This is a genomic window from Candidatus Lokiarchaeum ossiferum, assembly GCA_025839675.1.
GTDB classification, from domain to species: domain Archaea; phylum Asgardarchaeota; class Lokiarchaeia; order Sigyniarchaeales; family Promethearchaeaceae; genus Lokiarchaeum; species Lokiarchaeum ossiferum.
Genome location: CP104013.1, coordinates 1,599,368 through 1,623,162, shown reverse-complemented (window position 1 = coordinate 1,623,162; position 23,795 = coordinate 1,599,368). Strand labels below are relative to the sequence as shown.

Genomic DNA, 23,795 nt, shown 5'->3' with positions numbered 1-23,795 from the left:
ATTAAAGAATTATCAAACTACACGAAGCCTTAGCTACCGGTTTGGCTGCGTCTCCAGTTAATTCGAATTCTTTTTTAAAATAAATCGTGCTTTCTCCTACACCAGTTCTTTTTCCTCTATGAACAACTTTACCAATTGCAAGTAATGTTTGATTAATGAATACTGGTCGAATGAAATTGATTTTCATTTCAATGGTTGTGAATTCTTGATCAATATCTACTGTTGAGCCAAAAGCAAATCCCATGGAAGCATCCGCCATAGTACATAATACTCCGCCTTGAACGGATCCACCTCGATTGTAATGATTTTCGTTAGGAGTTAGTTCAAATTTCGTTTTCCCTTTTTCAACATGAACAAATTTCATCCCAATCAGTTTTGAAATCGGTCCATGAATTTGTGTCGTTTCAACAATGTTTTGATATAGTTGAATTTTTTCTGTCCATTTCTCCACAATATTTCTATTATTTTTTCCAATGATTAAAAATTTAGGTTCAAAGATTTTTTTTTCTTTGATTCTAATTTTGATTTTTCATCCTATTTTGGAACCATCCATCAAAATTAATCAAGTTATTGTTTTGTCAAGTTACAGGAGATGAAGAAAATAAAATCCCCCGCGCAATCAATGAATGATCCAGTAGAAGTACGTCAAATTTGTCCTTTTTGTTATCGTAAGTTTAAACAAATTTTTCGCCATCGTTGTCAAATTGCTCCCATGAATTTTTCATTTAGAAATAAAAAAATGCATTCTTCTGTCCATTATCTTAGACTATATCAAAAATTAGGGATTTTTAACTCAAAAACTCATTACATTGATGGAACAAAATTAGATCGAAAAAAATATCAACGTTTTTTTATTAAAATGTATTTGAGATTATCGAATAACCTCGAATTATCAATTGATCAGATATGGGATGATAAAGCTTTTTCTGATCAAGAAGCCATTGTTCAATTTGAGGCTTCAATTCGCCATCCTGCTCCCAAAATTATTAAAAAGTCTTACACATCATCAAAAATTCCCAAAGTTTGCCCCTACTGTTTCGATGAATTTATTCGTTTAGACTTCCACAAGTGCAAAAAATCACCTTTAGGATCGAATTTTCGAAAATTTCTCGGAGATGATGCTTTTTACAAACATCTATACCAGGAAACCGAAGGGTGGGATGATAGGGGCTTTTTACTCAAATCTAAATTAAATAGAAAGAAATATACTGAATATTGTACTGCAATTCTGTCTGCCCTAAATGGTGCAAACTCCGACGTTTATATAAATGCCGAAGGTATTTTGATTCGGTTGATTGCTCAGCAACGTTTAAAAGCAAAAAGGGATACTGATAGATCTGATTCATCAAAAATTCCATCCAAGTTATCTTCTATAAGAGAATTCCCCGATTGGGATCAATTTTCTCACAAATATGAACTTGCATCTCTCAATAATGAGACATTGGGTTTGATTTTGCTTTGTCCTTTTTGTATGCATCAAATAACTGATTTCCGGGACCATTCGTGTAAGTTTAAACCTTATAACTTTGAATTTTCATCAGATTTGGTGGCAAATCAGATGTTTTGTGCCGTATCATTTTCTTTATTGGATGCAATTGACTCTTCTGGCCAATTTGATATATATTTATTGAACCGGACTCTTTATCTCCAAATTTTTCTGAAATATTATACAAGAATCTTTTTCCCTAAACAAATTCCCGCGTCTCATTCAGATTCAGAAGAAACATATCTAGATACTGCCGAATTTTCTCTTCCCGATAATCAATTTGACATAAAAGTTCAAGAAAAACTCAATTTTTATGAAAAACTCTATATTAACCGAAAAAATGTAAAACAAGTATGTCCGTTCTGTATTTCCCAATATAACGATCTGAGTAAACATCTCTGTAAAAATTTACCCGATTCCTATCCTACTGATTTTCATGTTCCTAAATATCTGTGTACGGATTGGATTTTTGTTTATTTATATCAGAATATTGGGATTTGGAATCGATCTGGGAAAATTGATGTGTTCAAATTGAATGGTTCTTTATACAAATCCCTATTCGAAGAATGTTTTAACTTATTAAATAAAGCAAATCCACCCAGTTTAAAATATCTAATTACGAAACGATATGAAGCCCAAATTTTGCAACAAGAAAAAGAAGAACAACTTGCTCTCGTTCAAGAAAAAATAGAGTCGAAACTTAAAAAAAAGCCTAAAAAGCGCGGAACTGTTATCCAACAACTTTGTCCATGGTGTTTTTCTCTTTTTCCATCTTTGGATCTCCATCAGTGTGTTGATCGCCCTCTTAATTTTCCTCCTCAGTTTGAGTTTCAAGATATTAATTCTGATGATTTCTTTATTCAACTTTATTACAAAACGGATGGTCTCACCAAAACAAATCAAATAGATCTATACCGCATCAATCGACAAAAATATCAAGATGAATTTTTTTATGCTTATGAGAAATATTTTGAAAAATTATCTCACGATCAACAAAAACAACAACAATTTATTGGCGGGGATGATGTATCTGAAGTTATTTCCGGTTTAGATCTCGATGTTGATGAGGAATTTGAAGACTTGGATGTCTTGGAACTTCTATCCAAAGATATTGATATAACTCCTTCAAGACCAAAAAAACAAAAGCAAGAGATTGAGATGGAACCAGGAATTCCTTGGTGTTTCATGTGTAAAAATATGATGGATTGTCCGAAAGGTGTTGATTCTCAGCAAATGGAAACTATTTTTGAGTGTGATCTCTTCATTTCTCAAGAAATTTCTCCCATAAAAAAATCGCAAGATGAACCTCCTATAAAAAGACAATCGGAAAAATCTTCGAAATCTCAATCGAAAGAAGAAACTAATGCCCTAATTCTAGAAATCATGAAAAAATGGGAAGCCACACGGGGAAAATTAGATGTTTATTGCACCAAATGCGAAACAGAAATGAAAAAGATTATCACTTCAACCAAAGAATTTTATCGATGCAACAATTATCCAGAGTGTAATATTACAGCAGATCCGTGGTATATTAAAAGAGCTGTTGAATCGGGGATTTTTTCCCATAAAGAGCATGGAGATTTGCTAATTTTGTTTAAATATGATAAAGATAAAAATATTGTAAAGGTTAGCGAGATATTTTCGGATGGTAAATTATTTCTCTAGTAAAGAACGTGATAAAAATTGGTTTCTAGATCATTTAGGTAGGTAATGAAACTAAATTATCATAAGCAATATTAATCAATAAACTAGGAAATGAAAATAAAAATGTCCCATCTTACTCAAATACAATTTTTATGGTTTGAATTTGATTCCTTTTTCGCTTTTCGAGGATGGTTTCAGAATCTTTCTACGCTCTATCAAGTATTAATTATGGCCGGGTTAGTGGCTTTAACTGTGGCCTGTATTTCCCTAGCCTATTATATAACAAAATATGCAATCAAACTTGCGATCGAAATTGTGAAGGCAGTAATCAATTTAATCCGTTCTATTTTCCATGGTATTTCTCATCAATCAAGAACTTATGTTAGACCTCCGCAAGTGCCTCGACCACCTCGACCTCCAAGAGCACCTCGACCTCCAAGAGCACCTCGACCTCCAACAGCACCTCGACCTCCAACAGCACCTCGTGCTCCTTCTTCCGTCCCTCCAGTTGTGGATGTTTTACATTGTCCGATGTGTGGAGAGCAATTCACTCCCGAAATGATGGGATTGTTAAATCAAAATAATGCAGTGTTCTGTGAATATTGTGGTCATAAATTAGAACAAGTGTATAATTAATTTTTTTTATTCTTCTATTTCAATCCAGATTTGAGCCAATTTTAAAATTCTCCGCTCGTTTTTTACAATATAATCATCAAATTCACATATTATTTCGATATGTGCTGGTTTTGATCGATTTGATGAAGTGATTTTGATGGGCAATTTGATTTGATTATCAAATACAACAATATTTGGATGTTTTACAATTTTTGTGGTAATATACGAGTTCGATGCAATTTCAAGGTAAAAAGTTGGATTATAAAGAATCCAATCACTCCGATTTTGTAAAATAAATTCATATTCCGTTTGTGCATTTTTGTGTAATTGGATTTCGGTAGGTGAAATAAGTACACACCCATTTTGAACAAATAGTTCATCTATCATTTGATGGATTAATATCATCATATCATAATTATTGTTAATGGACGCTGGTAAAAATTCAATAAACTCACGTAAGTTCAACTCTTCCAGTAATTTCGAATTTTGTTTGTAGTGCGGAAAGCTGGATAGGGTAGTTGTAGATGATCGTTCTTTTAAATTCTTTGAGTTTTTCTGTTCCAAAAATAGGGTGAATTGAGTAATTAAAAGCAGAAATGAAATCGTTTCCGTTCTAAAACCTTCACAGTTGATTTGATATTTACTCAGTAAAAGCGATTCTCGATCAATAAAATCGAGTAATTGATAAAGTATCCAATTTGTTTTCCTCCATTTTTTTACTTTCTTTGGATAAATTGGGATTTTCTGAATACCATATTTCATTAACCATAAAAGAATTACATCGTAAAGAAGTGTGGGTTGAATTATTTTATTTTTTTCTAAAAGTTGAATCATTTCAAATAAAAATAAACTGTAGTTCTGAATATTTTCTGTATTTTCATGTAGATTTGGAAGAAATCGCTGGGACAACCAGCTTTTGAATTTAATTACCAACGGACTTCTGTACTTCCAAATTGGTAATAAAGTATCTAAATTCAATTTTGAAGTCAAATTAATTTCTGTAAATGCCCACATTGTCCCAAAGATAGGTAAAAAATTGCTCGTTTCATTTTTTGGGGTTAATAATAAGAAAATTTCCCGTAGAATAATTATATCTTTAATTTCTTTTGAAATAAATTCGCGTAAAATATGGAGAATTTGATCTTGGACTTGAATACCGCTACGGTTTTGTATGGTTTGTGGGATTTTATTTTTTACTGCAAATGTTGGTAGTGTTTTAAATGATACTGCATATTTTTGGCTAATTTTCTTAACCATTTTTTTGAAGTATTGTTGGAATTGAATACTATCTATATCAATATCTGCATTTGGATCTTTTTTGGGTAATGATATCAGAGTATTTGCTTTTCCATGCATTTCACTAAGCAATTTCTCTGTTTTTGGAAAATTAGATGCTCCCATGGAAATGCCATCAGAAGTATAGAAATAGAATCGAATTTCTTCCCCATAATCTAGATAAATCACATAGGCAGTTTGTTGAAGTGCTTTTATCAATAAATTTGGAAGAACCGTTCCTTTTTTAAAAACAATCTGAGGTTTCAATTGTAATAGCCGTAACTCTAAAGGTCGTTTCGCACGATATTCTGCCTCTGCAAAATGACGAAGTTTATGTTTAACTTCGGATTGATGTCGTCTTTGTAACCCACTTGTTTTTTTTACATATTTTAACGGTTTTTTTCCTTTTACCATCAAAAGATACATGTTTAAGTGGAAAAAAAAGATTTACTTTTGTAAATTTACTTCCGCAATTGATTTACGTTGGTTTCTTAAATAGCCCATGAATATGATTAGAAGTGCTAAACCAAATATTGACGCAAAAATTTGAATAATTTTTCCAATATCGGCAAAAATGGGATAATTTGGGCGAATCGGAAATGGATATCCTTTTGAATTAGCATTTGTTATTTGATTCACTTTGTTCATAATCCAACCAAATCCAAATCCCACGAAAGATCCAAAGACCAAAGCGATGCTAATGGCAATTGTTGTTTCAGTGAGTAATATTCTTAGCAATCCTTTTTTTCCAGTCCCACGGATCAAGAGACGGAAATTGAAATCATAATCCTCATTTGAAATAAGGGTAATTAAAAGTGCTAATTCAACAGCGATTATTAAACCAATGATAGATAAATCGACAAAGAGGAGTTTAAAATATCCACTGTTACTAAATTCTAAAGATGGTTTTGCATTCTGATATTGATCCCATAATGGATTATAGAGTCTTATTTGACAATTTGGGAAATCATGGAGTAATTGGGTTGTCATTGAGTTTTGAATTGTATTATTTACTGTGAATTTTGGATTGAAATCTACAAGATGAATTGAATTTAATAGAAATCCATCCTGAATTATCTCACTCACTGTTCTAACATCTACTATCATCGCAGATTCATAGGAATTAGAAAAATTATATATCCCTGGAATAAAATTTAGTGATTGGATTATTTGAACATCAATAAAGGAAGATATTGTAGTATTTGTTTCTAAATCAAAATTTGATGTCTCAACTTGGGCAACATCACCTATTTTTAAGCCTGATTCGTACAGGTACATGTCATTTACAATGGCTCCTGCATATTCTTTATCATTTGTGAGATATTTTGTATTGTGATCATTTAATCGCTTAAGTCGCCTGAGAATCTGTCCATTAGGTTGAATTTTGTCGTTATTTGAACTAAAATCGCGATAATGATCAATGTCTCCCGTATATAGTTTAAATATCAATTTTTCATTTGAATATGAGTAGGATAAATTTAAAGAATTATTTGAAGAATAATAGAAAGACACGATATCATTTACAATCTCTTCATTTTGTTGATCTTTTAGATTATTAATATGATCGTGGATTAACTCTTCATCTTGGGGTGACAATGGTGTCGTTATTTGGAGATCCGACCCTATATCGATATTTTGGTCAACAATGTTGTAATGATACTCAGAAACATAAGAAATATTAGATACCACAAGTAATGCTGCAAAAATTCCGATATAGATGATGATTCTAGACCAAATTTTTTGACGAATGTATTCTAAGCTGATCATTTCATCTAAATCACCGACAAATATTTTTGAAATCTTCTTTAACAAAATTGTTAAGTTATAAGGTTGCATTACTAAAGCCAGACGAATACATCCTGCCACAAAAATTCCAATGCACAGCATAACTAATAGCTTCATTTCAATAACAGATTCGTATAGAAAAATCGATGCGTTTAGAATTCTATCTGGGACGATCCAAGTGTTTGTTATAAAAAGTATTGCGTAGGCCAATAATGGGAGTGCCCCAATTGCCACCAATATCAGAGAATACTTAAATTTAAGAGAGTTTCCATTGGAGATCTTCTCTTGTCGTTTTTCTCTTTTCTCAATTTTCTTTAGGAGCTTATTGCCTAGCAATTCTTGACTATTAATTCTAAGTTGAACTTGATCGGCGGTATTTTGATAATATTCATTTGGGATTGCATTTTCATCGTTTTTGGAAATTCCACTTGAGTTATTCAAGACATTACTGATATTCTCATATTTTGACTTCCGAATTTCATATATTTTTGGAATTTTCGTTAATAGGTTGACTATTATTCCTAAAATAACAGGTTGAATTATTGATGTTAGGTTTATTAGGGGTTTCAATTGCACTATTTCCGAAAATTGGAAAATTTCATCAAACCAATAATCATACCCATAAAAAGTCAAAAGCCCTCCGCCAATACCTACAACGGTACAAATCATTCCTCCTATAATACTTTCCACAATTATTTGATTCTGTATTTTTCTTACAGGAATTCCACGCAATCTTAGAAGTAGGTTTTCCTTATCCTTTTTCTTATTGCGATGAATCCCTATATTTTGACTAATTAAAAATGAAAAGAAAAGGATTGGAAGATTGAGTAATTGAATAGTAAGACGATTTTCCATTAGATTTCGATAGTTTTCATCTAATTGAAGATTTAGTTTATTATGAAAAAATAGGCCTAAGGGAATTTGAATGCTTAAATCGTCTGCTTGTTGAGAAGTTTTAACATTAATGCTTCGGATTGATGCATAGTTTATGGCCTCCCGATTATAAAAAACAATATAACCAGAGCGTGTAAATGCGTTACGTAAATATTTATAAGCTTCAACATGGTGGTCTATTTCATAGTAAAGTTGTTGAGCCGGGTGGGTTCCATCTATTTCTGTGAAATTATACCATGAAAACATTATGGGGCTGTCAATATTTTCTTTTTCTTCATATTTATGTCCCAGAAGATAATCTTCATAGGTGTAAGAATAGTAAAAATCTTCATTATCGATATTGTATGAATTCATTTTGGGAAGATAAAATCCCGAAACACTAACATTAAGAAGTTGAAAATCAAATAAATTAAAAATTGGCATTCCAATTCCTAAGGACATTTCATGAATTCGGCCTATTTTAAGACTAATATTTACAATATCCCCAACCTGATAATTCATTTTCTGGGCAAAATTAAAATCGATGAGAATGTCCTTTTGAGTTTTTGGATATTCCCCTTCAAGAATTTTGAAATAATTTTGGAATCGGGAAGATTGATAAAAAGAATTATTGAAAAATCCAAATTCAATGCGACTAGCATTTAACAAGGTATAATACTGAAAAAGGGAACGCATATCATTTAAATCTAAATGATCTAATTCTGGATTATAGAAAAAAGCACTTTCCATGGTTAGAAGAGCGTATTGATACGTGCCAACAATATCCAGACGAGATTCATTGAGTAATTTGAGAATTTTATTATTTGTTGGTTGAAAATTAAGGGAATAATTTAAACGGGGAGTTACTCCCAAATCCTCGGTAAAAAATTGTTCATGCACTATTTCAAAGTCGGGTAGAAAATTAAATCCCTCATCAAATTTATTTTTTTGAGTTGCTTCAAAGTAATAACTCAAACCTGATACCATAGAAATCGAAATTGAGATGATTATAATACTTAATACCTCCTTTCGAATATTCTTGAGAGATTGGCGCCAGTAGAATTTGAAATAGTTTTTCATAGATATCAGTAGTAACAATAAATTGAGATGTTTTAAAATTTTTCAATATTTGAATTATGAAAAATTATATTGGCAATGAAAAATGATTGACAATATCAAATTATTTTAGATTAAACCCAATTAAACTTTCATTTTTGAATGTACTAATAAGAACTAAAAAAAATGGATTCGTGAAATCATAGATACAAATAATTTATATTTAATTTTGGGATGTTGTTTTTGGTCGAGTTTGGGCAAAATAGGGGTTGTATTCTTTCATTAATTGCACAAACCATTGATCTAGAATATTTTCTTCATTCTTTTTTAAAGTATTTTTAGTTATTTTCTCTTGGAATGGAATTTCCCGACTTATATGACACTCGGGATCACTCTCTACTTCTGAGATGTTGATCCATTCCCGCATTTTTCTGCATCGATTGAACATAAGATAATCACGATTTTATAGTATTGAAAAAATAGAAAAAATTGATTAAGAAATTACTCTACTTCACGATCAATAAAAACAAAAAGATCATAAATCCATTGGCGTGGTTTGGAGCCTAGTTTTAAAGACCCTTTCACAGTACAATCCCCAGCAAAAAATTCCGGATCAGTATTTGGATTTCCTTTCATAATCTTCAATTGACAGGCGGGGGTCCAATCCATCCATACCACATGTTTTGTGCCCAATAATTCATTTGCTTCATCAACATTGTATTCTCCTTCATAAATTCCGATTTTTTGTTCTGTATCTGTAAGCTTGAATACATAATTTTGGTTAATATCGCGCACTTCAATGAAATATCCTAAGGATTCAAATTCTTCAATATCATCTGACATATTTTCCCATAGTTCTTGCTTATCTTCGTCTTCTTCTTCCACTTTGGAAGAGTAGATCCCACCAAACAATGTTTTAAAGAAGAGATGTGCATCATCTGCTACTAAGGTATTATTGTCGTATTTTTCTAAATATTGATTTATTGCGGCTTTGCATTCGTCTTCGGTTAACCATTTTGTAATTTTCATTTTGATGTTTCTCCTATTATGTTAATTTTAGTTTTGGAAAAAAAAATTAAAGATTGGTATTCTCGATAACTAAGGCAACTCCTTGGCCACTACCACAGCACAAGTTTGCACATCCATATCGAGCTTTCTTTTCATTAAGAATGCGCGCCAATGTGGCAGGTAATCTTACCCCACTAGCTGCTAAAGGATGTCCTATAGCAATGGCACCCCCTTTTACATTCACACGATCAGGATTAATGTTCATTGATTTAATTGCATTCAATGCTACTACTGAAAAGGCTTCGTTAATTTCCCAATAATCAATCTCTTCAGCCTTTAAATTTGCCATTTTTAATGCTTTTTCTGTTGCAGGTACGGGACCCCGCCCCATTACAGAAGGATCAACTCCTGCCCATCCCATGGAAATAATTTTCGCCATTGGAGTGATATTATGTGCTTCCATTGCAGTTTTTGACATTAACATACATGTTGCTGCTCCAGCATTTAGTGGGGAAGAACTTCCAGCTTTGATTGCTCCCTTATTGGTACCAAATCTCTCTTTATAGTTCTTTCGTTTAATAATCGCATTTTTATATCCGCCTCGAAATCCAGGGGTACTAACTGGTGGAAGCTGAGCGGTTTTTTCATAGGTTGTACCCTTTCTGATTGAAAGATCATGTTCTACCAGCATCGGTTCATTGAGATCTCCTTCTTTATGCCCCATGACTGGAATTATTTCTCCCTTAAAATATCCTTCATTCAAAGCTTTTTCCGCCAAATTATGGCTTCGTACTCCCCAATGATCCATTTCTTCAATGGTTATTTTATCTGCTTCTTCTTCAAACAATTTTTGCGCAGTTTGGACCATCTGAAAACCCGTCATTATATCTATATCATCGCGATACCAAATATTTCCGGGTGCTTCAGCTACTAAATCTTGGGGTAAAACAATGCTTTTTTGGAGGGTTGGGTTCATAGTTTCAATAAACATGTTCTCAAATCCAGAAGCAACCACAATATCATTATTACCTGTTTGAATGGACATAATTCCATGGTGCATAGCTGTCATTGCACTTCCACAAGCGCGATCAAATACTACACTTGGAACACTCGCGGGCATATTTCCTGCAAACCATGCATTTCTCCCCGCATATGCCCATTGGGTACCGACGGGAAGAGAACATCCTAAAAGGAATTCTGAAACTTCTTCTGGTTTCACTTTTCCCTTCAATCGTTCTTCAAACATATTTCTTAATGTGAAACCCACAAGATGGTCTCCACGTACTTCGCTAAACGCACTTCTTTCCGCATTCGGAGGTCGAGAACGGGAGAATGGGGTTCTTACATAATCTGTCAAGTAGACTTCTTCAAAATTTTGCATTTCTAATTTCACCAAAAGTTATTAAAAAAAATGTAATGTATTTTATCATTTATTTAAATTCCCGAATTTTTTGATCGGCGTATTTATCAAGTTGAGCGGCCTCAACATCTAATTCTACAAGGTTTTCCCAAGAATTCAATTCGTCTGAAGAGATTTTTTTATTCCCTGGTAAGAATCCAAAAATTCTAAGAAATTGTAATCGTTCCATGGCAGAACTGTTGGATTTCATTTCACACATTGTGTTTTTCAAGGATTTTTTTGGAGTAGAAACTGATTCTTCTTCATATTTATCATTCTTGAAATAAAGTCCTGCCAGGTAATCCATTTGCATTGCTTCTGCATCTTCATCAATTAAACTACGCCATGCTGCAATGCTTTCATTTGTCAACTTTTCTCCGCCCCATTTCAATCCTTTGCGGCGTAAATATTTCAATTTCTTGTAAGTTAAAATAATTTCAGATTTTGGGGTTGTATTCCCAACATTATGCTTGTTTAATACTTCGACCATGATTTTTCACTTTTTTTTTTTTGGAAAAAATTTTTTTAAATATACATCCCACCATCAACGGTAACGACTTGTCCTGATAACCAATCGCTTAATTCACTTGAGAAGAAGAGTATTGTATTCCCAGTATGTTCTGGTTGTCCTGCTTTCCCTTCTCGAGCAAAAGGTGTGGCTGAGATGGCAATATTTCTTAATGGACCCGGCATGCCTAATTCATCCCCTTCCTTTTTCAAAGCAGTCATTCGAGTTTCACAAAATCCCGGCGCAACTACATTCACGTTGATTCTATCCATTGCTAATTCTCTCGCTATGGCTTTGGAATATGCAATCACTCCACTTTTTGCGATTGCATAATTTGATTGTCCAAAATTGCCTGTTACTCCAGTAATACTCGCAACATTTACAATTTTTTTAAATTCATTATTTCGATTGGCTTGTCTGAAGTGTGGCAACACGGCTTGGGTCATCATATGGGTACCTTTCAGGTTTAAATCAACAATAAAATTAAATAATTTATCATCCATTTTGTGAATAAGAGCATCTCTGCTAGTACCGGCATTATTTACAAGAATATCAATTTTTCCATAAGTATCAATTGTTTTTTGAACCAAATTGTCAACTTCTTCCTTATTAGTAATGCTTGCTGGACATGCAATGGCTTCCCCACCCATATCTCGAATTTCTTGGGCTGTTTCTTCACAAGCTTTTACATCTCGTCCATTTATCACAACTTTAGCTCCTTGTTGAGCAAAGACTATTGCTGTTCCTTTTCCAATTCCTCGGCTGCTTCCCGTAATAATTGCTACTTTTCCATCCAGCAAATTTTTTGGGGATTTTACATCATTTTTTGCTATGAAATTTGTTTTATTATCAATTGTAGATGCCATTGTTTTTTACCTCAGTTTTTTTATGATTCTAACTTTAACCACAATCCGCCGTCCACATTCATTACTTGGCCAGTAATTCCTGCTGCATCGTCGGATGCTAAAAATCTCGCCAAGGGTGCGATATTCTTGATTGTAAGGGGTAAATTCGACATCTCTGTTTGAGTCGCCATATAATTCTTCTTTACCCGATCTTTTGGTCCTTGCATTTTCTTTTCAGAAAGAGGACCGTGGGCAACACCATTCACATTTGCAAATCGGGCAAATTCCCGTGCAAGAGATTTGGTTAACCCTACCATGGACCCTTTGAAAGCAGAATAAATAGATCCTAATGACATTCCTGCTTTTCCCATGATATTTGTGATGATTACAATTTTAGCATAAGTGCCTTGAGTTTTTCTTTGTAATGATAATTGTTCTCGGACAGCGGCTAAAAGATGAAATGTTGGGGAAACATTCATTTGTTTCATTTTTTCATAGAATTCTTCACTTGAATTATCGACACGAGCTTGTTCAAAATAATCAAAATTTGAAATAACTGCATCAATTTTTCCAAAAGAAGCTATAATTTTTTCCACCATTTCAAGCGCAGGATTATCTGTCCATTTTACAGTTGTTTTTGCCTTTCCTCTATCGTCAATATAATCTGTTTCTTCAGAGGTTCGATCTTTTAATAGATCGCATTCATATGCTTTGATCTTTCCGCCTATACTTGCTGCACATGCTTTTGCAACTTCATAATCTAAATCAATGGCAACCACTTGAGCTCCATCGGCAACCAATTGTTGAGCTATTAATCCACCTAAGCCACAGGTAAATTTATCTTTCTTCAATTTACCAAGATTACCGGCTACTAAGCATACTTTATTTTCAAAATTCATTATCGAATCACTTTAAGAAGCTGTAAATAATTTAGTGATAATTATTTACTTTCTTTTATATCAATAATTATTTGATCAAATAGAATTACATTTAAAGAAAATCCTAAAACTAACCCTCGGAAATCCAATAATTACTATCTTTCACATTCGGAATTCCGAGAATTCCGATTAATCATCTTCGGAATTCGTTTAATACAATGCATTAAGTCAATATATTTTCATTAATTGATAGCTAGATCATCATCATACATCTCGTAAATCGTAGATCCTATACAGTCGGAGTCTTTGCGAGGATGCTATAGTTTTTTGGGAACAATTAATTGTGTAACCTTATGGGAAAAATTAAAGTTTTCATTCAAGGATTGAATGAGCCTCCCTTGAATTTTCAACTCATTGATCTCAACATTCCAATCTTGCCTTATCCCAAGTTTTTGCATTTTAATCCCCATTTTTTACTTCTTTCAGATGAACTCACTATTACTCTCGAGAATATCGCCCTCACATCTCAATTAAAAAATCAGTTCGAAAAAGAAATCTCAATTAGCACATCCACAATTCTCAAATTTATTGAAAACTCCCCTCCCATCCCCGCTTCATATTTGGATCCTGAACAAATCCCTCAAATTTTTCATAAACATCATTCTATTCATAATGAATTTCTTTCGCCCGAAATATTGCATCAATGTTATTCTATTGTGGTTGAAAATCGCTCTATTTTAATTGAGGCATTTAGTAAAATCGGATTATTCTATGCCTTATCTTCTCTTTCCCAATTGATTCATTTTAACCAACATTTCTGGGTCATCCAATCTCTTCAACTTTTTGATTATCCCAGTTCTCAAAAGCGGATTTGTTCCATTCCTGCAAAATTACCTGAATTCACCCAAAAGGCCGAAATTATTCGGTGGCTAACTTATGCTAGACGTTATAAGTATAATTTTGTATTCGTCGCTGACAATAAGATTTCTCAAGACATTCAAGATCTGTTTTCTGAAATGGAATTTGCTGAAATCACGCTAAAATCATCTCACAACTCTGGAAATGCTGAATCTCACTATAATTGGTTATGTCCTATCTTTGATTTGGCTTTCTATGCTGTTTCTTATTGGAATTCTCAATCTGTTGATATGAATAAATTTCAAAGAGCCTTTATTCTAGACTTCTTTGGGATGAATAATACTCATCTTCTTTGGGAGTTAATGTCTCTTTTTTTACATCTTCCCAACGGTTTTATTTACAATAGAAAAAATTTTCAATCGCTTATAGAGCAAAAATTTGGTATGCAATTTCAATCCCTTTCTCGCCGGCATCGCAAGAAGATCAAAAAAAGCTGCATCGTTGCTGCGGAAATGTTCCCAATTGTTCAAAAAACTCTAAATAAGAATAAAGATGTAGTGCAATCTTTTGAAGATCGCCTCTTATCCATCTTAAGCCAAATAAATTCTGGTTTAAGATTAAGCCAGATTAAATAACGGATTTAAAGCTAATTTATATGTGGTAAGCAGATTAAATAACGAATTAAAAGCTAATTTATATCTTTTTTTCTTTTCCTCGCAATTCCATTCAAATCTTTTAGATTACATTATGCAAAATTTTTTTAGAAATGCTGCATTTTTCCTCCCATTAGCGTGTCAAGGATCGAAATACTTTGTATAAAGAATTAACTCTCCAGCATGTCGTGAAAATCCCTCCGACTAAATTTGGTGGCGATATTAAAGATGCCGCGTTTGAAATCCTTTCAGAACAATTTAATGGACAAATTTTTGAAAATATCGGCTTCGTTATTGTCTGTATTGATGTTTTAGAACTTGGGAACGGAAAATTGCTTCACGGTGACCCTAGTACATATCATTCTTGTACATTTACTGTTCTCTGTTATATGCCTGAATTGCATGAAATAATTGAAGGAACAGTTGTGGAAGTCGTAGAATTCGGGGCTTTTATTCGCTTAGGTCCTTCAGATGGGTTATGTCATGTCTCTCAAATTTGCGATGATTTTATTTCCTATGAAAATATGAATCAGCGTTTTATAGGAAAGGAATCCAACAAGATTTTGACCGTCGATGATATGGTTCGAGGCCGAATTATTGCAGTCTCAATGGGAACTGGGCGATCTGGAAAATTAGGTTTAACCATGCGTCAACCATTTCTTGGGAAAATTGAATGGATTGCTGAAGAAATTGAAGGCGAAGGCGGGGAAATCGTGGATGATAACCTCGAAGTGGAAGATTAGTTCCATTTTTTATTAAATTTAACATCAGGTGATTATAATTACAAAAGAACGTGCTTGCAAAACGTGCCACTTAATTACGCATAAAGAATATTGTCCGAAGTGTAAAACTCATACACTATCCGAAGATTTTTCGGGTGCAGTTGTTGTACTGCAACCAAAACACTCGGTTTTAGCGAAACGATTAAATTTTGATACTCCCGGTAAATATGCCCTTAGAGTACGATAATACTTTTTTTATTTAATTCTTAATTCTTGAACTGTTACGGTATAGATAATTGATGCATTCGTTCTAACATTCCAATAACGGCGATTTTATACATTTCTTGGCAAGGAAAGATGATTTTATAGATTCCTGTTCCTATTATTGGGTTTAATCCGATATTCATCACTTGGAATCTTTCCTCTAAGAAATCAATTAGCTCAACTTCATGGATTGTTGGGGGGATAGCATTGAAAGTAAATTGAATTTCAAATGGTTTCTCTGAAGGTATAGATGATAAGGGGATTTTTATGCAGGCCATTTCAAAAAATATTTTAAAGCTATCAATGTTCTTGCATTTTATTATTAGTGAATGAGTTTTTAGATCTAAATTCAAAGAAACTCCCATCTGTGCTGTTACATCTTGCATCAACATTACAATGGCTTTTTTCGGGAAATTTTTTGTTTCTGTCGACTCAATATGGAATATTAGAATAATTTCTTGGGAGCGCGATGATATAATAGGTGGCATAGGAATTCCTTCATCTAACACATTTTTGATAATAGCTTTAGAAATTCCATCTACTTAAAGATAATTGACAAAAATGAAAAAAATGAATCATAAATGCGAAAATAAGAAAATTTAACGTTCTATAACTAAAAATGATAAAATTATTAAAAATTTTTTTCCAATCGGATTGTTAGACCAATTGAACTAAAAGGTTGTCTAAAAGCGAAGTGAAAGGCAGGAAAGTCCTCCATCCAATTTTTGAAATTCGCTCATTTCTAATTCCAGAATGGATACTCCAATTTTTTGCAGTTTCGCTTTCAAAATGGGAAAACCTTTCGGCATGATAATATTTGCATTAATTCTTATACAATTGGCCGCATAACTTTCGGTTGGGTCAACAATTATTTTGGTAAACGATTTAAATTCTTCTTTTTCTATAAATTCACCTGCTACCAGAATAGTATTATCTCCTAAGTAATTTACACCTGTTTTTAAGTGCAACATTTCATTCATTTCAATTGCATTGGCTTCAAAATTGAACTGTGAACAGATTTCTCGAAATTGGTTAAAACCATTGTGATTTGTGCGATCTGAAAGCCCAACATAGTATTTTGATCCGATTCTCATCACATCACCACCTTCTAGGGTACCTGGAGCCGTTATGATCTTTATATCTGAATAATGTTTTTTTAATTCGGCATGAATAGAATTTTGTTCTCCCTGTCTGGTAATTGCTCCCGGGCGATCAACTATTGCAAATTTTTCATTGACAACTGCAGTATCTTCCACAAAACAGGAATCTGGAAATCGTTCATCTGCTGGGAGTATGATCACTTCCAAGCCGCAGGATTTTAATGCTTGAATATAGGCTTGATGTTGTTTCAAAGCTATATCATATATTGGTTTTCCTAAATGAGATGTGGTTATTCCTTCCACCATTTTTTTGCATGGAGTCCTAACAATTGCTTTAGTAAACATGATTTTTCTCAGTATATTAAAATTATTTAATCTTATCAAATTTTAGATATTCAAATCTTAGATATTCATTCTGTTTATTGGAGATTGTACTTTTCGGTGTATATCTGAAAGAAAAGTGTTTTTCTCGCTGATTATCATTTCCACTCAACTTTAATTCAGCTAATTTAAATGTAGATGTATTTCCAAAATAGTACGATTTATTACGTTGATGTTTCTTAGAATGGTATGTGGGTGAAAACCTTGGGGAATGAAATTACCAGATTTGTAAGTCACGAATATAGATCGGACTCATTTGAGAAAATGATTCAAGAAATTAGTGCTAAGGCGAGAATCAGTCCCGAATTAGTACGAAAATGCTCTGAAAGTGCATTAACTGAATGGGAAAACAAAGGTGGAAAGGACGTTTTGACTCTTTTTACCGCACGTCCGGATTATCGATCCATTGAAATTGACAAAATGTTAGATAAATTGCGCGATAAATTGCGCCCAATCATCTTTTCACGAAAAAAATTGGATCGATCCATTGAAATTGCTTCAAAGGCTTTGGAAACTATGTATAAAATATTCTGAAGCTTCTGATTTATTTTCTTTTTAAATAGAATAATCTTTTTCATCTTTATCCTTATCTGCTGTTTTTTTTTTTTCAATTTGAAGGAGGAAAGTAAAAATGAGCAATACAACTCGCTTTGTTTCAAATCAACGTCGTCAAGTAGAGTTTGATAAAATGATTCAAAATATTAGCAAAGATGCTCAGATTAGTTATACACTCGCTCAAAAATATACTGAACTTGCAATTTGCGCTTGGGAGTCTTCAGAAAAACGTAGTGTAAATACTCTGGTGAATGAAAATGTTGAAGCTCGTACTGAACAAATTTCCAAAATGCTCGATTATCTGCGAACTTATATCAAACCTCTAATTAATTCTGAAAAACATTTGGATCATGCTTTAATCGATGCCTCCATCGCTTTGGAGGATATTTATAAGATATAGAATTATGTGACTTTTTTATTAAGATGGAGGAGGGGATTAAAAGTTGGGAGGAGAAGTGGTCCGGTTTGTACCTGAAGCGTATCAGAAAGTGAAGTTTGAAAAAATGTTTGACGAAATAAGCAAGTATGCTAAATTAACTACCGAAATTATAAAAAATTGTACTGAACGTGCCTTCTTTGATTGGGAAATGTCATCTGGGCAGGAAATATCAGTTCTTTTTTCATTCAAAGCTGGGAGACGAATTAAGGAAATTGATAAGATTGGAACCTATTTTCGGAGTTATCTTGAACCAATTTTGAACTCAAGAAAAATAATAAATCGATCCGTCAACATCGCAACCAGATCCTTAGAGAACATGTATATCAAACCATAAATTCGTTTAATATGTAGAATTCATGAAGTTGGGAAAAATCACTTTTCCATACTTTTTTTTTGAATCCTTCTTATTCTATTATGAATAGATGTACTACCGACTAACACGCGATATGCGTAAATTTACCTCCCCGGAAGATCTTATGGGAAATTTATTTGAAGGCTCTCCTGAGATTTCAATACCTAAAGCAATTAATTGGATAAGATCCATTGATGAGGGGAAATTTTTAAGGCAAGGTAAAGAAATATCCCCTAAAAATAATCCCGTTCTCATTTGTGTGGGGGATGTAGTATCTCAAGCATTACTTTCCCATCCAGAGTTATGTTCTTTTGTAAAATATTGTTTTATTGACGGAGAGACCCAACGTGGAGGTGATATCAAAATTCCATCGCTATCAGAATTTAAATATATCTCATTTTTAAATCCGCGTGGGATGATTGCGGAGGATATCTTTGCCTTTATCCGTAAAACAATTTCAAATTCTAACCAATATATAATAAAAATCAATGGTGAAGAAGATTTGCTTGTTGTTCCTGCTGTATTAGAAACTTCAAATTGTTTTATCTTTTATGGACAGCCACCTTTGACTGATTTAGGAACAAATATACCTTCCGGTTGTGTAGGAATTTTTAACGATGATGTTGTAAAAGCTCACTTTCAAGAAATTTTTGATCAAATGGAACCTATTGAAAAAATCTAAAATTCTTTTACCTTCCGTTTGATGCCGTTTTGACCGTTTCTCGAAAGAAAACCCATAAATTTTTTACAAATCTTCCCTTTTACAATTTAAGCTAGAAAAGAAGGTCTCATATAGTCCCCTCATGGAAAACGTATGCTACTGGATCTAGCAGGTGATATATTTGGTCGATATTCAAATAACCGAAGTGAAAGAAAACAGTATCCTTCACCGAAAAGAAATCTCTTTTGAGATTGCTCATCTCGGCGCTGGATCTCCAAATCGAATTGAAGTTCGCGATAAATTAGCCGCTATGCAGACCGCAAAAACGGAATTAACTTTTATCAAAACGATGCAACCTGTGTTTGGAATGCCTCATGTCCACGGTCTCGCACTCATTTACGATAATGAAGATGTGGCCTCTAAGTTGGAACCGAATTATTCAAAAATCCGTAATCTGCCTAAGGGCGAAAGAGACGCGGCTTGGAAAGAAATTAAATCCAAGAAGAAAAAGAAGAAGAAAAATTAGGAGTGAATGAACAATGGCAAGAGGAGCTAAACGTAAAGTAAAAACGAAAGAAAAGACCCAGAAACCCCCACGAAATAAAAATAAAGGTCCAATGTGGACTATTGAAGGGGATAAAGTGGTCCGAGCACGAAAATCCTGTCCAAAATGTGGACCGGGCAATTTCTTAGCTGATCATTATGATCGAATGCATTGTGGCAAATGTGGTTATACCTTATTTAAACGATCTGGGAAAGTAGTCCCTGCTAAACGTAAAGTGAAAGCATCCAATAATTAAAAACGATTTATTTCTTTTTTTTTTCCTCACATTATTTTTATTTGGTGTCCGTTTCATTTAATTGGAGGTTTCTTTGTGATTTGTTTAGGAATTGAAAGTACTGCACATACATTTAGTGTTGGTCTTATTACTGATACGGGTAAACTTTTGGGGTTATCATCAGACACATATATGCCTTCGGAAGGCGGATTAAAACCTATAGATGTTGTTGAACATCATTATAATTGTTACGATTCACTACTTAAATCCGCTTTAATAAAAGCAAAAATTCGGTTGAAGGAGGTTGGCTTAATTGCGTTTTCCCAAGGTCCAGGACTTGGTCCTTGTTTACGTGTTGGGGCCGCTGTAGCTCGTGCTTTATCTTTAAAACTCAATATCCCTCTTGTAGGTGTCAATCATTGTATTGCTCATATCGAAATAGGGCGAGAAATGTGTGGGGTTGAAGATCCAGTCACTCTTTACGTGTCTGGGGGTAATACCATCATAAGCGCCTTTGATTCTGACCATTATCAAGTATTTGGAGAAACCCTTGATCTACCTATTGGAAACATGTTGGATATGGTAGCCCGTGAAATAGGAATTCCTCATCCTGGAGGGCCACGTATGGAATCTCTCTCAAAATTGGGAAAAAAATATTTTCCTCTTCCATACATAGTAAAAGGGATGGATTTATCCTTTTCGGGTCTTTATTCCAAGATTCGATCTCTTCTAAGAAATCCAAACTTATGGCAAAAGGAATATACTCAAGAAGATCTCATCTATTCGCTGCAAGAAACCTCTTTTGCGATGTTAACTGAAGTATTTGAGCGAGCTATTGCACATACTGAGAAAAAATCTGTATTACTTACCGGTGGTGTGGCAGCGAACCAACGTTTGCAAGAAATGATTTCCATTATCGCCAAAAATCATGATGCTGAATTTCATGTCGTACCGCTCAAAGTTGCAGGTGATAATGGGGCAATGATCGCATGGGCTGGGATCCAACAATTTCATTCAGGAGGTGCTGATTTGATCGATGCCACTAAAATAAAACCAAAATGGCGGATGGATCAAGTACCTATTCCTTGGAAAAAGGAGGTAGAAAATCGTATTTACCTCAAACAGTCTGGTCAAAATTTTCCTGTCATTTCAGATACATTATTAGCCGAAATAAAAAATCTAAATTTTTCCCATGTTAATAAAATTCTCCGAAAGGGAGCGGAAGCAACTTTATTTCAAGGAAGATGGTTTGAAAGAGATGTTGTGGTGAAATTTCGATCAAAAAAACCCTATCGAGTAGAAAAACTCGATATTCAAATCCGAAAACAACGTACATTAATTGAAGGGCGCGCATTACTATCATTAGCAAAAATGGGTTTTCCGGTTCCACCAGTCTATGAGGTAATGCCTTCTGAAGGAATAATTGTCATGAAATTTCTTCAAGCAGATCGCTTGAAAGATCGGATGAATTCTTTTAATTCTTCTCAAATCAAAATAGTCTTTCAAAAAATTGGACGGTTAGTTGCTACGTTACATCTTGCAGATCATATGCATGGAGATCTTACAACTTCAAATATTCTTTATACTGATCAAAATGAATTATTTTTTATTGATTTTGGTTTGGCCAAACGAGATATTGGAATAGAAGAAATGGCCATGGATATACATCTTTTCAAACGAGTTTTGCAAAGCACTCATGGTGCTTTATTTGATCGGACCTATCCTGCATTTATTGAAGGTTATCAAAATTGTACGCAGTTATCAGATAAAATGGAACTCATACTCTCCCGAGTTGATCACATTGAATTACGTGGAAGATATATTGCGAAGGATAAGCGAAGAAAGGAACTGCATTAAAAATTAAAAAAAAAATAATGATTATTATATGATTAATTTAATTATTCTTCTTTTGGAACTTCAGATTCAGGGGTTGATTCAAGCCCTTCTGGTTTGTGCCGATTATCAATCATAAATTTAATCCATTGCTTGATAGCATTCTCGCCGCCAGCAATCAAATCGGAAATATCGACACTATCGGTTTCTGATTCCCCTTCACGGGCATCTTCACCAATACGAACGTTCCAATGTTCTGCTAGTTTTTCAATCGCTGGAGTACCAATTTTCGCTAAACCCCAAATGGCTGATTCACGAACATTTTTTTCATCATTGTCAATCAATTGAACTAATGGTGCAATTGAAGGTGTACCAACTTTGGATAGTGCCCAAACAGCACTTGCACGAACGTCTTTAACTTCACTTGCTAAGGCTTCAATTAAGGGGTCAACAACCATAGATCCCATCTTACTTAAGGACCACACTGCACTTGCTCTAACATCTTTGGAAATATTACCCAAAGCTCGAATTAACAGAGGAATTGCGGGTTTTCCAATTCGATTCAAAGCTTGGGCTGCACTCTTTCGGACATCTGAGTTATCATCGCCTAAAGCTTCGACTAAAATTTCAACGGAATCTGGGTTTCCTATTTTACCTAACACATATGCTGCGATTCGACGAAAAGTATAATCATCGTGGTTAAGAAGTTTAGTCACTTCATCTAAAGCTTCATTTCCTTTGCGAGCTAATGCGTTCGCTGCGTCTAAACGGGCCTTTGTATTGCGATCGCCCAACTTCTGGATTAAATCTTGGATATCTGTACTCAAAAAAGGATTCAACTCCACAAAAAAATTTCGAAAAAATTTCTTGCTAATTTCAAAAAATGCAACCTATAATAAAAATGCAACCTAAAATACCGAACTTTTCATCATCTAACTAAAAAAAAATGAACTTTTCATGAAAAATATTTGTCTATCATATCAGAAAGAAGAGGGAAGGTATAGGTTGGTTTTTGTTCCTCCGAGACTCGTGATACATCATCGTGAGAATTAATGCCTGTTTCTACAAAAACGGTTGTTATTTTTGCATGATTTCCTCCTAAAATATCTGTAGAAAGACGATCACCTACCAAAACTGCCGAATCGGGATCCTTATGATAATGTTGTAAAATTGTTTGAATTCCATCTGGAAAAGGTTTTCCAAATATTTTTTCTGGGGCTTTTCCTAAGGCTGTGGAAAGAAAAGCGACGTTTGCTCCCGAGCCGGGCCAAAATGTTCCAGGGGCTGGAAAAGAAGCGTCATCATTTGTAGCATAGAATTGAGCTCCCTTTAATATTAACATCATCGCAACGCGAAATTTATTATAATTGACATGAGTATCCCACCCTACAACTACTAAATCTGCCGTTAAATCTTCCGGGATGATTGTTAAATCCTCAATATTTGGGTAAATCTCATTTAAAACAGTAAACCCTTGATCTTTCAACGCTTGATATAATCCATGTTCTCCAATCACATATACTTGGGCATTTCGATATTGAGAAGATAATTGCATTGCTGTAATTGTGGCTGAGGTATAAATCAATTCCGATTCGACTTGTAACCCCATGTCATATAATTTTTGGGCAAAATTTTCAGGAGTTTTTGAAGAATTATTTGTCAGAAATACCACTATTTTCCCTAAATCCCGTAATTTTTTCACACATGCAATTCCAGATGGGATAGGCTCCGAAGTTCGGTAGAGCACACCATCCATATCAAAAATAAAGAGATCTTTTTTTTTAAGCATTGAAGGTCACTTAACAAAACCATGGAAACAATTTGAA

General features: G+C 33.8%; 25 protein-coding genes. 12 read left to right on the top strand and 13 right to left on the bottom strand.

Translation table 11 applies throughout. From position 1 onward, the window contains the following. Position 1 precedes the first annotated feature (1 nt). Entirely contained in the window at positions 2–451 is a 450-nt protein-coding gene (locus NEF87_RS06570; RefSeq protein WP_371805625.1) for a PaaI family thioesterase, read from the bottom strand. A 141-nt stretch (positions 452–592) separates the two neighbouring features. Between NEF87_RS06570 and NEF87_RS06565 the strand changes: the two genes are divergently transcribed. Together NEF87_RS06565 and NEF87_RS06560 are read left to right on the top strand one after the other, a co-directional pair. Further along, entirely contained in the window at positions 593–3,151 is a 2,559-nt protein-coding gene (locus NEF87_RS06565) for a hypothetical protein (protein ID WP_457919150.1), read from the top strand. A gap of 102 nt (positions 3,152–3,253) precedes the next feature. Then, complete coding sequence (locus NEF87_RS06560; RefSeq protein ID WP_457919149.1) at positions 3,254–3,766, top strand: hypothetical protein; 513 nt, start codon at positions 3,254–3,256, stop codon at positions 3,764–3,766. A 6-nt stretch (positions 3,767–3,772) separates the two neighbouring features. Here the strand turns inward: NEF87_RS06560 and NEF87_RS06555 are convergent, their stop codons facing one another. The 8 genes from NEF87_RS06555 to NEF87_RS06520 form a co-directional block, all read right to left on the bottom strand. Then, positions 3,773–5,434, bottom strand: a complete 1,662-nt coding sequence (locus NEF87_RS06555) for a hypothetical protein (protein WP_457919148.1) — start codon at positions 5,432–5,434, stop codon at positions 3,773–3,775. A gap of 33 nt (positions 5,435–5,467) precedes the next feature. Continuing rightward, entirely contained in the window at positions 5,468–8,758 is a 3,291-nt protein-coding gene (locus NEF87_RS06550; RefSeq protein WP_457919147.1) for a hypothetical protein, read from the bottom strand. Between the two features lie 199 nt (positions 8,759–8,957). Next, positions 8,958–9,182 carry a hypothetical protein gene (locus NEF87_RS06545; RefSeq protein ID WP_371805620.1) on the bottom strand — a complete coding sequence of 75 codons (225 nt, stop codon included), beginning with the start codon at positions 9,180–9,182 and terminating at the stop codon, positions 8,958–8,960. A 53-nt stretch (positions 9,183–9,235) separates the two neighbouring features. Further along, positions 9,236–9,763, bottom strand: a complete 528-nt coding sequence (locus NEF87_RS06540; RefSeq protein ID WP_371805619.1) for a hypothetical protein — start codon at positions 9,761–9,763, stop codon at positions 9,236–9,238. A gap of 46 nt (positions 9,764–9,809) precedes the next feature. Then, positions 9,810–11,123 carry an acetyl-CoA C-acyltransferase gene (locus tag NEF87_RS06535; protein ID WP_371805618.1) on the bottom strand — a complete coding sequence of 438 codons (1,314 nt, stop codon included), beginning with the start codon at positions 11,121–11,123 and terminating at the stop codon, positions 9,810–9,812. Positions 11,124–11,172: 49 nt separating this feature from the next. Then, positions 11,173–11,631, bottom strand: a complete 459-nt coding sequence (locus NEF87_RS06530; RefSeq protein WP_371805617.1) for a hypothetical protein — start codon at positions 11,629–11,631, stop codon at positions 11,173–11,175. 35 nt (positions 11,632–11,666) lie between these two features. Then, positions 11,667–12,515 carry an SDR family NAD(P)-dependent oxidoreductase gene (locus NEF87_RS06525; RefSeq protein ID WP_371805616.1) on the bottom strand — a complete coding sequence of 283 codons (849 nt, stop codon included), beginning with the start codon at positions 12,513–12,515 and terminating at the stop codon, positions 11,667–11,669. A 20-nt stretch (positions 12,516–12,535) separates the two neighbouring features. Beyond that, positions 12,536–13,393: an SDR family NAD(P)-dependent oxidoreductase gene (locus tag NEF87_RS06520; RefSeq protein ID WP_457919146.1), complete on the bottom strand. Its 858-nt coding sequence runs from the start codon at positions 13,391–13,393 to the stop codon at positions 12,536–12,538. A 332-nt stretch (positions 13,394–13,725) separates the two neighbouring features. Between NEF87_RS06520 and NEF87_RS06515 the strand changes: the two genes are divergently transcribed. From NEF87_RS06515 to spt4, 3 genes are all read left to right on the top strand, one after another. Continuing rightward, on the top strand, positions 13,726–14,865 hold the full coding sequence (locus tag NEF87_RS06515; protein ID WP_371805614.1) for a glycoside hydrolase family 20 zincin-like fold domain-containing protein: 1,140 nt from the start codon (positions 13,726–13,728) through the stop codon (positions 14,863–14,865). A gap of 176 nt (positions 14,866–15,041) precedes the next feature. Next, positions 15,042–15,626 carry a DNA-directed RNA polymerase gene (locus NEF87_RS06510; protein ID WP_371805613.1) on the top strand — a complete coding sequence of 195 codons (585 nt, stop codon included), beginning with the start codon at positions 15,042–15,044 and terminating at the stop codon, positions 15,624–15,626. Positions 15,627–15,654: 28 nt separating this feature from the next. Continuing rightward, the gene (gene spt4 / locus NEF87_RS06505; protein ID WP_371805612.1) at positions 15,655–15,852 is read left to right on the top strand and encodes a transcription elongation factor subunit Spt4; all 198 of its coding nucleotides are present in this window, start codon (positions 15,655–15,657) and stop codon (positions 15,850–15,852) included. A 34-nt stretch (positions 15,853–15,886) separates the two neighbouring features. On the opposite strand, the gene NEF87_RS06500 is transcribed toward spt4, so the two are convergent. Further along, on the bottom strand, positions 15,887–16,357 hold the full coding sequence (locus NEF87_RS06500; RefSeq protein WP_457919145.1) for a hypothetical protein: 471 nt from the start codon (positions 16,355–16,357) through the stop codon (positions 15,887–15,889). A 195-nt stretch (positions 16,358–16,552) separates the two neighbouring features. After that, a complete protein-coding gene (locus NEF87_RS06495; RefSeq protein WP_371805610.1) occupies positions 16,553–17,314 on the bottom strand; it encodes a dimethylarginine dimethylaminohydrolase family protein in 762 nt (253 codons plus the stop codon). A gap of 240 nt (positions 17,315–17,554) precedes the next feature. Here NEF87_RS06495 and NEF87_RS06490 point away from each other — a divergent pair, with 240 nt between their 5' ends. The 7 genes from NEF87_RS06490 (at position 17,555) to NEF87_RS06460 (ending at position 21,993) form a co-directional block, all read left to right on the top strand. Next, a complete protein-coding gene (locus NEF87_RS06490; RefSeq protein WP_371805609.1) occupies positions 17,555–17,884 on the top strand; it encodes a hypothetical protein in 330 nt (109 codons plus the stop codon). Positions 17,885–17,981: 97 nt separating this feature from the next. Further along, positions 17,982–18,305, top strand: coding sequence for a hypothetical protein (locus NEF87_RS06485; RefSeq protein ID WP_371805608.1), 324 nt, complete (start codon positions 17,982–17,984; stop codon positions 18,303–18,305). 43 nt (positions 18,306–18,348) lie between these two features. Continuing rightward, the gene (locus NEF87_RS06480) at positions 18,349–18,678 is read left to right on the top strand and encodes a hypothetical protein (protein WP_371805607.1); all 330 of its coding nucleotides are present in this window, start codon (positions 18,349–18,351) and stop codon (positions 18,676–18,678) included. Between the two features lie 88 nt (positions 18,679–18,766). Beyond that, positions 18,767–19,378, top strand: coding sequence for a DUF359 domain-containing protein (locus NEF87_RS06475; protein WP_457919144.1), 612 nt, complete (start codon positions 18,767–18,769; stop codon positions 19,376–19,378). A gap of 160 nt (positions 19,379–19,538) precedes the next feature. After that, positions 19,539–19,883: a 30S ribosomal protein S24e gene (locus tag NEF87_RS06470; RefSeq protein WP_371805605.1), complete on the top strand. Its 345-nt coding sequence runs from the start codon at positions 19,539–19,541 to the stop codon at positions 19,881–19,883. 13 nt (positions 19,884–19,896) lie between these two features. Then, positions 19,897–20,157 (top strand): 30S ribosomal protein S27ae, encoded by a 261-nt coding sequence (locus NEF87_RS06465; RefSeq protein ID WP_371805604.1) that lies wholly within the window; start codon positions 19,897–19,899, stop codon positions 20,155–20,157. Between the two features lie 75 nt (positions 20,158–20,232). Next, entirely contained in the window at positions 20,233–21,993 is a 1,761-nt protein-coding gene (locus NEF87_RS06460; RefSeq protein WP_457919143.1) for a bifunctional N(6)-L-threonylcarbamoyladenine synthase/serine/threonine protein kinase, read from the top strand. 41 nt (positions 21,994–22,034) lie between these two features. Here NEF87_RS06460 and NEF87_RS06455 read toward each other — a convergent pair whose 3' ends face one another. Together NEF87_RS06455 and NEF87_RS06450 are read right to left on the bottom strand one after the other, a co-directional pair. Next, positions 22,035–22,796, bottom strand: a complete 762-nt coding sequence (locus NEF87_RS06455) for a HEAT repeat domain-containing protein (protein ID WP_371805602.1) — start codon at positions 22,794–22,796, stop codon at positions 22,035–22,037. A 128-nt stretch (positions 22,797–22,924) separates the two neighbouring features. Beyond that, a complete protein-coding gene (locus NEF87_RS06450; RefSeq protein WP_371805601.1) occupies positions 22,925–23,758 on the bottom strand; it encodes an HAD-IIA family hydrolase in 834 nt (277 codons plus the stop codon). Positions 23,759–23,795: the final 37 nt, after the last annotated feature.

What these genes read in the sequence shown, in the direction of transcription:
- NEF87_RS06565 (WP_457919150.1), top strand. Translation starts at nt 593, where the DNA reads ATGAAGAAAATAAAATCCCCCGCGCAATCAATGAATGATCCAGTAGAA.
- NEF87_RS06560 (WP_457919149.1), top strand. Translation starts at nt 3,254, where the DNA reads ATGTCCCATCTTACTCAAATACAATTTTTATGGTTTGAATTTGATTCC.
- NEF87_RS06555 (WP_457919148.1), bottom strand. Translation starts at nt 5,434, where the DNA reads ATGGTAAAAGGAAAAAAACCGTTAAAATATGTAAAAAAAACAAGTGGG.
- NEF87_RS06550 (WP_457919147.1), bottom strand. Translation starts at nt 8,758, where the DNA reads ATGAAAAACTATTTCAAATTCTACTGGCGCCAATCTCTCAAGAATATT.
- NEF87_RS06545 (WP_371805620.1), bottom strand. Translation starts at nt 9,182, where the DNA reads ATGTTCAATCGATGCAGAAAAATGCGGGAATGGATCAACATCTCAGAA.
- NEF87_RS06540 (WP_371805619.1), bottom strand. Translation starts at nt 9,763, where the DNA reads ATGAAAATTACAAAATGGTTAACCGAAGACGAATGCAAAGCCGCAATA.
- NEF87_RS06535 (WP_371805618.1), bottom strand. Translation starts at nt 11,123, where the DNA reads ATGCAAAATTTTGAAGAAGTCTACTTGACAGATTATGTAAGAACCCCA.
- NEF87_RS06530 (WP_371805617.1), bottom strand. Translation starts at nt 11,631, where the DNA reads ATGGTCGAAGTATTAAACAAGCATAATGTTGGGAATACAACCCCAAAA.
- NEF87_RS06525 (WP_371805616.1), bottom strand. Translation starts at nt 12,515, where the DNA reads ATGGCATCTACAATTGATAATAAAACAAATTTCATAGCAAAAAATGAT.
- NEF87_RS06520 (WP_457919146.1), bottom strand. Translation starts at nt 13,393, where the DNA reads ATGAATTTTGAAAATAAAGTATGCTTAGTAGCCGGTAATCTTGGTAAA.
- NEF87_RS06515 (WP_371805614.1), top strand. Translation starts at nt 13,726, where the DNA reads ATGGGAAAAATTAAAGTTTTCATTCAAGGATTGAATGAGCCTCCCTTG.
- NEF87_RS06500 (WP_457919145.1), bottom strand. Translation starts at nt 16,357, where the DNA reads ATGCCACCTATTATATCATCGCGCTCCCAAGAAATTATTCTAATATTC.
- NEF87_RS06495 (WP_371805610.1), bottom strand. Translation starts at nt 17,314, where the DNA reads ATGTTTACTAAAGCAATTGTTAGGACTCCATGCAAAAAAATGGTGGAA.
- NEF87_RS06485 (WP_371805608.1), top strand. Translation starts at nt 17,982, where the DNA reads ATGAGCAATACAACTCGCTTTGTTTCAAATCAACGTCGTCAAGTAGAG.
- NEF87_RS06475 (WP_457919144.1), top strand. Translation starts at nt 18,767, where the DNA reads ATGTACTACCGACTAACACGCGATATGCGTAAATTTACCTCCCCGGAA.
- NEF87_RS06465 (WP_371805604.1), top strand. Translation starts at nt 19,897, where the DNA reads ATGGCAAGAGGAGCTAAACGTAAAGTAAAAACGAAAGAAAAGACCCAG.
- NEF87_RS06450 (WP_371805601.1), bottom strand. Translation starts at nt 23,758, where the DNA reads ATGCTTAAAAAAAAAGATCTCTTTATTTTTGATATGGATGGTGTGCTC.